The 11721-nt window shown below is 65.5% G+C and carries 13 protein-coding genes and 1 pseudogene; 11 read left to right on the top strand and 3 right to left on the bottom strand.

The features are described 5' to 3' along the window. Positions 1 to 67 precede the first annotated feature (67 nt). Positions 68 to 1492 carry a methyl-accepting chemotaxis protein gene (locus JQ632_RS31280; protein WP_212406508.1) on the bottom strand — a complete coding sequence of 475 codons (1425 nt, stop codon included), beginning with the start codon at positions 1490 to 1492 and terminating at the stop codon, positions 68 to 70. A gap of 149 nt (positions 1493 to 1641) precedes the next feature. Next, positions 1642 to 3384, bottom strand: coding sequence for a methyl-accepting chemotaxis protein (locus tag JQ632_RS31275; protein WP_212406507.1), 1743 nt, complete (start codon positions 3382 to 3384; stop codon positions 1642 to 1644). A gap of 206 nt (positions 3385 to 3590) precedes the next feature. Between JQ632_RS31275 and JQ632_RS31270 the strand changes: the two genes are divergently transcribed. The 11 genes and pseudogenes from JQ632_RS31270 (at position 3591) to JQ632_RS31225 (ending at position 10812) form a co-directional block, all read left to right on the top strand. Then, positions 3591 to 4337 (top strand): YebC/PmpR family DNA-binding transcriptional regulator, encoded by a 747-nt coding sequence (locus JQ632_RS31270; protein WP_212406506.1) that lies wholly within the window; start codon positions 3591 to 3593, stop codon positions 4335 to 4337. A 236-nt stretch (positions 4338 to 4573) separates the two neighbouring features. Then, positions 4574 to 5101: a crossover junction endodeoxyribonuclease RuvC gene (gene ruvC, locus JQ632_RS31265; protein ID WP_212406505.1), complete on the top strand. Its 528-nt coding sequence runs from the start codon at positions 4574 to 4576 to the stop codon at positions 5099 to 5101. Then, a complete protein-coding gene (gene ruvA / locus JQ632_RS31260; protein WP_212406504.1) occupies positions 5098 to 5715 on the top strand; it encodes a Holliday junction branch migration protein RuvA in 618 nt (205 codons plus the stop codon). Before ruvC ends, ruvA begins: the two co-directional genes overlap by 4 nt. Continuing rightward, a complete protein-coding gene (locus JQ632_RS31255) occupies positions 5712 to 6242 on the top strand; it encodes a hypothetical protein (RefSeq protein ID WP_212406503.1) in 531 nt (176 codons plus the stop codon). Before ruvA ends, JQ632_RS31255 begins: the two co-directional genes overlap by 4 nt. 56 nt (positions 6243 to 6298) lie before the next feature. Continuing rightward, positions 6299 to 6718: a cytidine deaminase gene (locus tag JQ632_RS31250; RefSeq protein ID WP_212406502.1), complete on the top strand. Its 420-nt coding sequence runs from the start codon at positions 6299 to 6301 to the stop codon at positions 6716 to 6718. Next, positions 6715 to 7764 (top strand): Holliday junction branch migration DNA helicase RuvB, encoded by a 1050-nt coding sequence (gene ruvB, locus JQ632_RS31245; RefSeq protein ID WP_212406501.1) that lies wholly within the window; start codon positions 6715 to 6717, stop codon positions 7762 to 7764. Before JQ632_RS31250 ends, ruvB begins: the two co-directional genes overlap by 4 nt. 112 nt (positions 7765 to 7876) lie before the next feature. Further along, a pseudogene (locus tag JQ632_RS40515) lies at positions 7877 to 8254 on the top strand (DUF6869 domain-containing protein); the annotation flags it as partial. Between the two features lie 139 nt (positions 8255 to 8393). Continuing rightward, positions 8394 to 8747 carry a DUF6869 domain-containing protein gene (locus tag JQ632_RS39735; RefSeq protein WP_249152663.1) on the top strand — a complete coding sequence of 118 codons (354 nt, stop codon included), beginning with the start codon at positions 8394 to 8396 and terminating at the stop codon, positions 8745 to 8747. An 85-nt stretch (positions 8748 to 8832) separates the two neighbouring features. Further along, positions 8833 to 9747, top strand: a complete 915-nt coding sequence (locus tag JQ632_RS31235; protein ID WP_212406500.1) for a metallophosphoesterase — start codon at positions 8833 to 8835, stop codon at positions 9745 to 9747. A gap of 114 nt (positions 9748 to 9861) precedes the next feature. Next, complete coding sequence (gene ybgC / locus JQ632_RS31230) at positions 9862 to 10266, top strand: tol-pal system-associated acyl-CoA thioesterase (RefSeq protein ID WP_249152668.1); 405 nt, start codon at positions 9862 to 9864, stop codon at positions 10264 to 10266. 78 nt (positions 10267 to 10344) lie between these two features. Beyond that, complete coding sequence (locus tag JQ632_RS31225; protein ID WP_212406498.1) at positions 10345 to 10812, top strand: nuclear transport factor 2 family protein; 468 nt, start codon at positions 10345 to 10347, stop codon at positions 10810 to 10812. Here JQ632_RS31225 and JQ632_RS31220 read toward each other — a convergent pair. After that, positions 10809 to 11513: a type 1 glutamine amidotransferase gene (locus JQ632_RS31220; RefSeq protein ID WP_212406497.1), complete on the bottom strand. Its 705-nt coding sequence runs from the start codon at positions 11511 to 11513 to the stop codon at positions 10809 to 10811. The two genes, JQ632_RS31225 and JQ632_RS31220, sit on opposite strands and share 4 nt — an antisense overlap. Positions 11514 to 11721: the final 208 nt, after the last annotated feature.

Raw genomic sequence — 11721 nt, 5'->3', positions numbered from 1 at the left:
GAAGGGCAGATCCTTGTCGCTTGGGGGGTACTGCGCTTCGAAGCTGCGCTGGCTCTGCCTGAACCGCTCAGCCCTGCCGGAACCCCATTCGAAACGCGCCCCAGTGCTTGCCCTTCACCACGATCGGTGAGGACAGATCCTTCATCAGCACGAACTGTCCACCGCCCATGTCGCGGCGATAGGTTTGCAGCAGGAACGGTTTTGTGTTGGCGGCGACCTTCTTCACCGCGCGATCGGAGAACAGGCGGCGGTTGCGGCAGTTGGCGTTATTCCAGACCGGGTCCTTGCCCTGCGGCAGGCGGTAGTTGGGATTGTGCGTCGGCAGATAGCCGCCCTTGGCCCAGGCGACGCAGAACACGATGCGCGGATCGGACTTTTGAATCGGATCCTGGATCGCCGGCAGCACGCGGTCGGTGAATTCGACGTAGTTGGTGAGATACTGCTTCGGATCGGTGCCTGGGATTTCCCGATAATTCTGGTCCATGAGCTTGTCGAGCGTGATCTCGCCGCGGTCGATAGCGGCCTCGAACTCGGTCGAGATGCGTTTGGCGGTCTCGACGACGACGCGGATCAGCGGCGCATCCGAGGTCTCCACGCCGCTGTCGGCGATCAGTGCGATCAGGCCTTCGGAGGTCTCCAGCAGTTTCGCGACGCGGTCGTCGGCATGTTTGAGATCGCGCGAGGAAAGATTGACGCCCTTGGCGAGCTCGCTGAGTTCCGTGATCACGGTGTCGCAATGGCCGAGATTGGAGGTCGCAGCGCGAGCGACGCCGTCGATCTCCTGGCCGACCGACGCAATGCCCTGCTGCACCCGCGCGATGATGCCACTGATCTCTCGGGCGCCTTCACCCGCGCTCTTGGCGCGCAGCGAGGCGTCGCTGCTTTCGCCGATCAGACTGCCGATCTGGCCGTCGAGATCGCGAACGGTGTCGGAGATCTGCTGCGTGGCCTGGCGGGTGCCTTCGGCAAGGCTCTTCACCTCGCTCGCGACCACGGCGAAGCCCCGGCCGGCGCTCCCCGCGCGCGCCGCCTCGATGGTGGCGTTGAGCGCCAGCAGATTGGTCTGCTTTGCAATCGCCTCGATCGAACCGGAGACTTTTGCGACCTGGGACAACGCGGCGCCGACGGCGCCGAGCCGGGCCTCGATCCGCCCGACGGCTTCGACGAGCTCGGCGATGTGCTGCACCGCGGCATCGACGGCGCTGCGCGACTGCACGATCTCGCCGACGGCGGCCGAGGTGGTCGATTGCACCGCTTGCGACGCGTTGGCGATGTCGCGATTGGCCGAGACCATCGTCTCGGCCGTCGTCTGCAAATGGTGGAACCGGTCCGACTGGTTGGCAACGCGGCTTGCAACCTCCTGGACGTTGCCGGCAATGTCGGCGAGTTCGACTCCGAGACCGCCGATGCGGTCGGCGAGCTGGTCGATGAGCCGTTCCGCCAACGACCGGTTGGATCCGGTGTCCAATACTGCAAGTTGTACGACGGACATATTTCGAGTTTCCTCCAGCCGGAGCCGATCGATCGGCCCGCGCGGCGTTCCATTCCCTGTCCGATTCTAAAGCGCGATTCGTGCGGCCGGTCTTGCCTGAGCGTGCACGGAAGCGTGCTTATCGCACTTTAGTTGGTCCGATCCGTGTTTCAGAGCTTGTAGGCGGTGCGGAATCCGCCCCAGTGCCGGCCCTGCACGCGGATCGGCACGTCGATCTCGCGCATCATCACCGTGTTCCCGTTGCCCATGTCGCGCGCATAGCTCTGGACCAGGTAGGAGCGGGTGTTGCGCGCTGCAGCAAGCCCGGCCGGATCGTTGAAGATGCGCCGGTTGCGACTGTTGGCTGTGTTCCAGGCGACATCGCCCGGCCGCTGCGGGTGCGAATAGATCTTGTTGTGCACCGGCAAATAGCCGTTGCGGTCGACCATGGCCGAGAAAGCGAGACGCGGCTCCTTCGCCAAAAAGGCTTCCTGGAACGGCGGCAGCGCGCGGTCGGCCCAATCGAGATAGCGGGTGCGGTATTGCTGCGGATTGGTGCCTGCGATCTCGGCATAGGCGGTGTCGAAGAGGTCGTCGAGCGAGACCTCGCCGCGCGCCACTGCCTGCTCGAAGATCTTTGTCAGCGCGCCGCCCGCCTCCATGGCGCGAGTCACGAGCTCGGTGTTCTCCTCGTGGATCGACCAGAGCTTGTCCTCGATCTTTTCACGCAGCTCGGCATTTGGGTTTACGAACTGCGCCCGTGCGCCGGCCTTGGTGTGCTCGGTGACGCGCAGGCGGCAGGTGCCGATGTCCTGGAGCGTGCCATCGATCATCGCCTGCGGCACAAGCTTCGCCGCGTCCGCGCCGCCGATCAGCGCGCCGTCCATCGAAATCTCGTAGACCGGCATGGTCGTCGTCTTGACCTCGAGCTTGAGATGGCAGGGCAGCCGCTCGGTCTTGAGCCGGTCGTCATGCTCGGTCTGCCGCAAGAGCACGGCGCAACGCGATTTGAGCTTTTGCGCAAAGGTGGTGACGGCCTTGCCGGCGCTGGCGACGCTCTCGCCATGCGCTTCGGCCGCCTTGGTGGCAGCGTCGATCTCGGCGGCGCTGTCGCCGACGGAGACGATGAACTGCGAGGCGGTCGCGGCGTTGTCGGAGATCTCGCTGGTGGTGGCGTTCTGCTCCGCGACCGCGCCGTCGACGGTCTCGAACACGGGGCGGATCGCCTCGATCGCCTGCGAGATGCGATGCACCGCGTCGGCGGAACCCGCGGCGTCCTTCTGCAGCGTCTCGATCTTCCTGGTGATCTCCTCGGTCGCGCTCTGGGTCTGCACCGCCAGTGCCTTGACCTCGGTGGCGACGACCGCAAAGCCCTTGCCGGCGGCACCCGCGCGCGCCGCCTCAATGGTGGAATTGAGAGCAAGGAGTGTGGTCTGGCGCGCGATCTGCGCGATCAGGTTGACGACGTTGCCGATGGCCGCGGAGGATTCGCGCAAGCGGTCGACATTGGCGCGCGCCTCCTGCGCGGCCGCGCTCGCCTGGTCAGCGAGCTTGCCGGCCTCGCGCACCTGCGCGCCGATACCCTGCGCCGACTGGGTGAACTTGTCGGCGGCATTGGCAAAGGTGGTGGCGGTCGACTGCGCGGCACTGCTGCGCCCGGTCAGCGCGTCCGTGCGCGCGCGGATGGTCGCAAGCGTGGTCGCGGTCGCTTCCGCACCGCCGGCGACCGAGTTGGCCGCGCGCTCGAGCTGGCGGATCATGGCGCCGAGCTCGAGTTCCAGCAGTTCCAGAATTTCCCTGGCCGAATCGCCTTCCGGGACGGCGGCCTGTTCGACCGCGGGCTGGGCAGTCTGCGGGGGTGCCGCGGACGCAGCTTCATCCGCTACGCGCTTCCGAAAAATTCCGAACGCCATCAGGTCAACTCTTGTCGGGAGACGGGACGGCAGTATTTTCGCAGTCCGGAATGAAATCAGGGTTAACAGGTGCCTGAGATCTGGGCATGGAGGCCCCTACGGTACTACCTTAAAGTATAAGAGCCTCTTTCAAATCGGTGGCTTGGCGGCCTATAAGGCCGCGCTTTCCCACCTCCACACCCCGGACGATTCCCGAGAGACCACGCATGGCCGGACATTCCCAATTCAAGAACATCATGCACCGCAAGGGGCGGCAGGATGCGCAGAAGTCAAAGCTGTTCGGCAAGCTGGCCCGGGAAATCACCGTCGCCGCCAAGCTCGGCACGCCCGATCCCAACATGAACCCGCGCCTGCGCGCCGCCGTGATCGCCGCGCGGCAGGAGAACATGCCGAAGGACAATATCGAGCGCGCCATCAAGAAGGCGCTCGGCAATGAGGGCGAGAACTATGACGAGATCCGCTACGAGGGTTACGGCCCCGGCGGCGTCGCCGTCATCGTCGAGGCGCTGACCGACAACCGCAACCGCGCCGCCTCCGACATCCGCTCGTTCTTCACCAAGTCCGGCGGCAATCTCGGCGAAACCGGCTCGGTCTCCTTCATGTTCGACCGCACCGGCGTCATCGAATACGACCGCAGCGTCGCCTCCGACGACGCGGTGCTGGATGCCGCGATCGAGGCCGGCGCCGACGACGTGATCTCGGGCGAGAACGGCCACGAGATCTACGCCTCGACCGAAGGCTATCGCGACGTCGCAAAGGCGCTGGAAGCCAAGTTCGGCGAGCCGCGCAAGGCCGCACTGATCTGGAAGCCGCAGAACACGGTGTCGGTCGACGACGAGACCGGCGAGAAGCTGTTGAAGCTGATGGACCTGCTCAACGAGCACGACGACGTCCAGAACGTCTACGCCAATTTTGAGATCTCTGACGCGCTGATGGCGAAGATGGGCGGTTGACGCCCGTCCATTAGCCTCACCTTCCGCTGTCATCGCCCGCGTAGGCGGGCGATCCAGTATCCCAGAGACGGCGCCGTGATACGGAAAAGCCGCGGCGTACTGGATACCCCGCTTTCGCGGGGTACGACGCTGTGCTTGTGGCAGGCGGCCCGGCCCAAGCAGGAGCACACCGCAATCCCGGGGACTTTCGTTCCGTTTCTGTTTCCCCCGCGCCGGCCAGCGGCTATCACTGGCCCATGACTGCGCTCCCGATTCGCGGCCCCGTCCGCATCATCGGCATCGACCCCGGCCTGCGCCGCACCGGCTGGGGCGTGATCGAGGCCGACGGCAACCGGCTGATCTACATTGCCTGCGGTTCGGTGGAACCATCAGACGATCTGCCGCTGTCGAACCGGCTGCTCGCGATCCATGAGGGGCTCGGCGCCGTGCTGTCCGCTCACAAGCCGGTGGAAGCCGCCGTCGAGCAGACCTTTGTGAACAAGGACGGCGTCGCGACGCTGAAGCTCGGGCAGGCCCGCGGCGTCGCCATGCTGGCACCCGCGATGTTCGGCATCTCGGTCGCCGAATATGCGCCCAACCAGGTCAAGAAGACGGTGGTCGGCGCCGGCCATGCCGACAAGAACCAGATCGCAATGATGCTCAAAATCCTGCTGCCCAAGGCCGAGCCGCCCTCGGCGGACGCCGCCGACGCGCTCGCCATAGCCATCACCCACGCCCATCACCGCCAGAGCGCAGCACTGCGGCTGAAGGTGGTGGGAATATGATCGGCAAGCTCAAGGGCCTGATCGATTCCTACGGCGAGGATTATGTCATCCTCGACGTCGGCGGCGTCGGCTATCGGGTGCACTGCTCGGCGCGCACGCTGCAGCATCTGCCGTCGCCGGGCGAGGCCGCGGTGCTGTCGATCGAAACCTACGTCCGCGAGGACCAGATCAAGCTGTTCGGCTTCCGTAGCGACACCGAGCGCGAATGGTTTCGCCTGCTCCAGACCGTGCAGGGTGTCGGCGCAAAGGTCGCGCTCGCCGTGCTCGGCACGCTCAACCCGTCCGACCTCGCCAACGCGATTGCGCTGCGCGACAAGGCCGCGGTGGCGCGCACGCCCGGCGTCGGCCCCAAGGTTGCCGAGCGCATCGTCACCGAATTGAAGGACAAGGCGCCGGCCTTTGCCAATGTCGATCCGGCGGTCGTGCATCTGGCCGGTGCGGTCGACGACCAGAGCGCGCCGCGGCCTGTGGCGGATGCGATCTCCGCGCTGGTCAATCTCGGCTACGGCCAGCCGCAGGCGGCGGCCGCGATTGCCGCCGCTTCGCGCAGCGCCGGCGAGAAGGCCGAGACGGCGCAATTGATCCGCCTGGGTTTGAAGGAGCTCGCGAAGTGAAGGAGCCGCGCCATTATTCTGCCGGCGCCATTGTCGGCCGTTTCCTGCGCGCGATCGGCATCGTCCTGATTTTCTCGATTGTGGGACCGCTGACGATCGCGGCGCTGGTTTCCCTGATCGTTGTCGCGTTCGGCGCGGCGCTGTTGCAAATGTTTCTCGCGCTGCTCGAACTCGACGCCTTGCGCACCTTGATCTCGGTCGCAGTCGGGTTGCTTGCACTCGCGACGATGTTCACGTCGTTCCTGCCGTCGATCGGAGCAGGGTTGATATTCGCGCTGGCCTCGGTCTATGCCGGCATCAACATGATCTGGATGGCGTGGATCGCCACGGTCATTGCCATCGCCGGCTTTGTCGTGTTCGGCACGTTCGTGGTGCCCTCGGAATCGTCCGCCGTGATCTTGCCGGGCGTCCGGTCCGCGCAACAAGCGCTGACGCTCTCGGCCGTGCTCGCCGTGCTGGCGGTCATTCCGGCCAGCCTGTGCTGGTGGCTCGCGAAACCTCTACATCGTGGTAGCATCGCCGCATGAACAACGCTCTCCCGCATCGTCAGGCCCGAGCGTGACGAAGGACCATATTTTCCGCCATGCTGAGTAAAGAAGACAAGGAACTCATTGCCGCCGCGACCGAAGCGATCAGCCAGCGTTATCGCAACGACTGGCAGGAGGTCGGCGCCGCCATGCGCACCCGCGACGGCCGCATCGTGACCGGCGTGAACATCGATGCCTATATCGGCCGCATCGCCGTCTGCGCCGAAGCGATCGCCATCGGCCGCGCCATCACCGAGTCCGGCGACCACGGCATCGAAACCATCGTCGCGGTGCGTCATCCGAAGCCGGACGAACCCGGCAAGATCGCGGTGGTCTCGCCCTGCGGCATTTGCCGCGAGCTGATCCACGACTATGACGCCAAGGCCCGCGTCATCGTCCCCAACAGCGGCAAGACGCCAAAGGTCGTGACCATCGGCGAGCTGCTGCCGAACAAGTACAAGCGGGGCAACGAGTGAACACGCCCTCCCGCATGGTCTCGCCTGAGCGCCGCAGCGACGATGTCGGCGACACCGCGATGCGTCCGCAGACGCTGACCGATTTCGTCGGCCAGCAGCAGGCGCGCAAGAATCTCTCTGTCTTCATCGAGGCCGCGCGCAAGCGCGGCGAGGCGCTGGACCACGTGCTGTTTGTCGGCCCGCCCGGTCTCGGCAAGACCACGCTGGCGCAGATCGTTGCAAAAGAGCTCGGCGTCGGCTTTCGCGCGACGAGCGGCCCGGTGATCGCCAAGGCCGGCGATCTCGCAGCCCTCCTCACCAATCTGGAAGAGCGTGACGTGCTCTTCATCGATGAAATTCACCGCCTGAGCCCCGCGGTCGAAGAGGTGCTCTATCCCGCGATGGAGGATTTTCAACTCGACCTCATCATCGGCGAGGGCCCGGCTGCGCGCTCGGTGAAGATCGAGCTGTCGAAATTCACGCTCGTCGGCGCCACCACGCGTGCGGGCCTGCTCACCAATCCCCTGCGCGACCGTTTTGGCATCCCCATCCGGCTGAATTTCTACACCATCGAGGAGTTGGAAAAGATCGTCACCCGCGGCGCGCGCGTGCTCAGTGTCGGCATGACCGCCGATGGCGCCAACGAGATCGCCCGCCGCGCCCGCGGCACGCCGCGCATTGCCGGCCGCCTGCTGCGCCGTGTGCGCGACTTTGCCTCGGCCGCGAACGCCGAATCCATCGACCGCAAGATCGCCGACCACGCGCTGAGTGCGCTCGAGGTCGACGCGGCCGGCTTAGATGCGATGGACCGGCGCTACCTCTCGACCATCGCGCTCAACTATGGCGGCGGTCCCGTCGGCGTCGAGACGATGGCGGCCGCGCTGTCCGAGCCGCGCGACGCGATCGAGGACATCATCGAGCCCTATCTGATCCAGTGCGGCTATCTCCAGCGCACCCCGCGCGGCCGCCTTTTGACGTCGCATGCCTTCAAGCATCTCGGCATCAACGAGCCGACGCGCGATCCCGCGCAGTTCGGATTGTTCGGCGGCGACGAGAGCGACGACTAGTGCGCAGGATCACGCGCAGCCAACAGGCGCGTTGAACCCACCGGTTCCATTCCAGCACTAATGCGAACTTGCGGCGATCATGGTCGCTGCTCGCGCATGCCCGGTGTGAGACATGGTGTCGCCCCAAGACGCACGACTGCTGGAAGACCTCGCGGCCAAGCCGGAGCTGAACACGCCCGACGAGACCGAGGCGTTTCTGGATTCCGTGCCGCTCGCCGAGCTGGCGTCGATGTGGTGCGCGCTGCAGTGCCTCAGCCGTCGCGACCAGACCGGCGGCATCTGGGCGACACGACTCTATTTCGACCGTCTGCCGCAGCGGCGGCCACAGACCGCGCTCGATCTCATCCTGGAAGTGCTGAGGACCGAAAGCGACAAGCCGACCGTGATGCAGCTCAGCGACAAGGTTTTGCATGCACTGCTCTATCTGCATGGCGACGAGGTGATCGGCCGGATCGAGCACGAGGCGCGCTATAGCGAACGCCTGCGCTGGCTGCTCGGAGGCGTTCACTTCGCCCCGGACCAGCCGCTGATGTTGCGCATTGCCAAGGTCGCTGACGTCGGAGCCTGGCGCGCCGACCGTGCCGCGCAGCGCACGCCGCGCGAGCCGCTCGATTGCGCCGCGATGTCGCTTGCGGACCTCGCGCGCCTGGGTCGTGCAGTATTCGAAGGCCGACCGCGATCAGGACGACAATCTGTTCGCGCTCATGGAGTGCGAGCGAGACTTGCGCGAGGACGATCCCGACGGCTTGATCGACCTGATCCTCGAGATCCTGAAGATCGAGACCAATCCGGTGCTGTTGTCGATGCTCGCGACCGGCCCGCTCGAGGAAGTGATCAGCCTTGCGACCATCGACCGCATCGAGCGCGAGGCCCGCGCCAACCGGCGCTTTCACGAGCTGCTCGGCGACGTCTGGTACTACCGCGCGCCGAAGGAGCTGAAGCTGCGGATGGACGCGCTGGTCGGCGGCCCTCGTCGCCGGTAATCTGTCTGCTGAAGAACTGCACGAGCGCATCCTAATTCCGCTTCAATCGGGCATCATCAAACAAGGGCTTCACCCTCGGATTTCCATGCTCACACGGCGGCAATTCTTTGGCTCAATCGGCGGTCTGTCCGCCCTCGGCGTCTCGACTGCGGCCTATGGTGTCGGCGTCGAGCCGATGCGGCTCCGCATCAAGCGCTATCATCCGATGCCGCGGCAATGGCCGGCCGATTTCCCCCTCAGGATCGTCGTGCTCGCCGATCTCCACGCCTGCGATCCCTGGATGTCGCTGGAGCGGATCGAGGGGATCGTCGAGCGCACCAATGCGCTGAACGCCGACATCGTCGTGCTGCTCGGCGATTACGTCGCCGGCCACCGCCGTGTCACGCGCTTCATCCCGGCGAACGAATGGGCGGCTGTGCTCGCGCAGCTCAAGGCGCCGCTCGGCGTCCATGCCGTCATGGGCAATCACGATTACTGGGACGACAAGATCGTGCAGCGGGCAGGGCAGGGGGCGACGGTCGCCCATCGCGCGCTGGAAGCCGCCGGCATTCCCGTCTACGAGAACGACGCGGTGCGCATGACCAAAGACGGCCGTCCGTTCTGGCTCGCCGGCCTCGGCGACCAGCTCGCCTACATGCCGGCGCGGCGCTTCCGCGCCGTGCCACGCGTCGGCATCGACGATCTCAACGCGACGCTCGCCAAAGTCACCGACGACGCGCCGGTCATTTTGCTCGCGCATGAGCCGAACATCGCGCCGCGCGTGCCTTCGCGCGTCGCGCTGCAATTGTCCGGCCATACCCATGGCGGCCAGGTGCGCCTGCTCGGCTGGGTGCCGGCCTTGCCGGGCGACGTCGTCAAGCTCGCCTATGGCCATGTGCGGCTGAAATGCGACGTTATCGTCTCCGGCGGCCTCGGCTGCAGCATTTTGCCGGTCCGCGTCGGCGTGCCGCCGGAAATCGTGCTGGTGACACTGGGGAGGACACCGCCCGCGGTGTCGTAACCAAGCTTGCGCAAGCGCTGGATTTTGCGCAAAACGGGCGCTTCCGAGGCGTGAAGCGAGGCGCGCGACGTGACTGACCATCTCGACGGCGAGATCCGCGACGGCCGCCACCACATGCAGGTTCGTGTCTACTACGAGGACACCGACTTTTCCGGCATCGTCTATCACGCCAATTATCTGCGTTTCATGGAGCGCGGGCGCACCAACCATCTGCGGCTGATGGGCGCCGAGCAGCATGCGCTGTTCGATCAGGCCGAGACCGAGACCCCCGGCTTTGCCTTCGTCGTGCGCTCGATGCATCTGGATTTCCTGAAGCCCGCGCGGATGGATGACGTGCTCGACATTGTCACCTGGCCGGTCGCGGTGAAGGGCGCTTCCATCGTGCTGAACCAGGAGGTGCGGCGCGGCGAGGACGTGCTTGTGAAAGCCGAGGTGCGCGTCGCCTTCATCAGCGGCGGTCGAGCCCAGCCGATCCCGAAAACGATCCGCACCCTGATGAAGGCCGATGTGATTTCGTGATCGGGCGATAGGGAGCAGCCTCTCGACTCCGCAAAGTCAGACGATAGATTGCGCAGCCATCAACCGAGGAGGCCAGCCATGTCGCGTCCACCGCTTCCACCCTTCACGAAAGAGACCGCCGCACAAAAGGCCCGCATGGCCGAGGACGCCTGGAATTCGCGCGATCCGGTGCGCGTGTCGCTTGCCTATACCGAGGACAGCCGCTGGCGTAACCGCTCGGAGGTGTTTCAGGGCCGCGCGGCGATCGTGGAATTCTTGACGCGCAAATGGGCGAAGGAGATCGACTACCGCCTGATCAAGGATCTCTGGGCGTTTGACGGCAACCGCATCGCGGTCCGCTTCCAGTACGAATGGCACGACGCGAGCGGCCAGTGGTACCGCTCCTATGGCAACGAGCAGTGGGAGTTCGACGAGCACGGCCTGATGAAGCGCCGCGAAGCCTCGATCAACGACATCGCGATCGCCGAGAAGGACCGGCGTTTCCATTGGGCCGCACCGGGCCCGCGGCCGGCGGATGTGCCGGGGCTGGGCGAGAGCCCGTTCTAGGCCTTCGTCAGAAACCTTGTAATGACGCCGCCGAGCTTGGCGCTGTCGAGCGGCTCGGCCAGCGACGCTTTCGCCGTGGCAACGACGTCGTCGGGCGCCTTGCCTTCGCGGAGTTCGCAGCAGACGTTTGCAAAGTCCGCGTCGAATTCCGGGTGCGGTTGCACGGAGAGCGTGGTCCCATTGTCGTAGAGAAGGCCGGCATGCGGCGTGAAGTCGGACGACAGGATCGTGCGCGCGCCGGCAGGAGCCTCGATCACCTGATCCTGATGCGAGCAGGCAATCGCAAGCTGATCGCCGTCGACGACGCCGTTGTCCGGCGTCACCTGATAGACGTGCCGGCCGATCCCCCAGCCTTTCTCGGATTTCCGCACCACGCCGCCGAGCGCCTGTGCGATCAATTGATGACCGAAGCAGACACCGACCATCGGCGTCCCCCTGGCATGGACAGCTCGCACGAAATCTTCGAGCGGTGCGATCCAGTCGAGGCCATCATAAACACCTGCGGCCGCGCCGGTGATCAGAACTGCATCGACCCGGCCCGGGTCCGGTAGCGCGCCGCCGTTGGGGATGCTGACGATGTCGAACGTTACAGCGGGATCCGCGGCGCGAACCATGCGCTCGAACATGTCCGGAAAGGAGCCGTGGCGCTCGCGGTACTTTTTGGGAACGTGCCCGGTCTCGATGATGGTGATGCGTGCCATGATGATGCGAAACCCGCTGCAGTTTCGGTGAGGTAGCACTGGGGCTGTTCGGCTCCAAGGCCCTGGCGCGCAGGCGGGCCATGCGCCAAGCACTCGCTGTCGTCCCGGTCTCTTCACCTCGCCCCGCTTGCGGCAGGGCTATCGCATATGGCTGAGGGCTGCCATGAGGAAGGCATTGTCCCAGCCGGCGCGCTTGATTTTGCGCCGC

The organism is Bradyrhizobium liaoningense, from assembly GCF_018130955.1.
Classification (GTDB): domain Bacteria; phylum Pseudomonadota; class Alphaproteobacteria; order Rhizobiales; family Xanthobacteraceae; genus Bradyrhizobium; species Bradyrhizobium liaoningense_C.
This window is presented reverse-complemented; position numbering and strand designations above follow the sequence as displayed.

Excerpts from the sequence above, each read along its gene's own strand:
- JQ632_RS31280 (WP_212406508.1), bottom strand. The coding sequence starts at position 1,492 with ATGTCCGTCGTACAACTTGCAGTATTGGACACCGGATCCAACCGGTCG.
- JQ632_RS31275 (WP_212406507.1), bottom strand. The coding sequence starts at position 3,384 with ATGGCGTTCGGAATTTTTCGGAAGCGCGTAGCGGATGAAGCTGCGTCC.
- JQ632_RS31270 (WP_212406506.1), top strand. The coding sequence starts at position 3,591 with ATGGCCGGACATTCCCAATTCAAGAACATCATGCACCGCAAGGGGCGG.
- ruvC (WP_212406505.1), top strand. The coding sequence starts at position 4,574 with ATGACTGCGCTCCCGATTCGCGGCCCCGTCCGCATCATCGGCATCGAC.
- ruvA (WP_212406504.1), top strand. The coding sequence starts at position 5,098 with ATGATCGGCAAGCTCAAGGGCCTGATCGATTCCTACGGCGAGGATTAT.
- JQ632_RS31250 (WP_212406502.1), top strand. The coding sequence starts at position 6,299 with ATGCTGAGTAAAGAAGACAAGGAACTCATTGCCGCCGCGACCGAAGCG.
- JQ632_RS31235 (WP_212406500.1), top strand. The coding sequence starts at position 8,833 with ATGCTCACACGGCGGCAATTCTTTGGCTCAATCGGCGGTCTGTCCGCC.
- ybgC (WP_249152668.1), top strand. The coding sequence starts at position 9,862 with ATGCAGGTTCGTGTCTACTACGAGGACACCGACTTTTCCGGCATCGTC.
- JQ632_RS31225 (WP_212406498.1), top strand. The coding sequence starts at position 10,345 with ATGTCGCGTCCACCGCTTCCACCCTTCACGAAAGAGACCGCCGCACAA.
- JQ632_RS31220 (WP_212406497.1), bottom strand. The coding sequence starts at position 11,513 with ATGGCACGCATCACCATCATCGAGACCGGGCACGTTCCCAAAAAGTAC.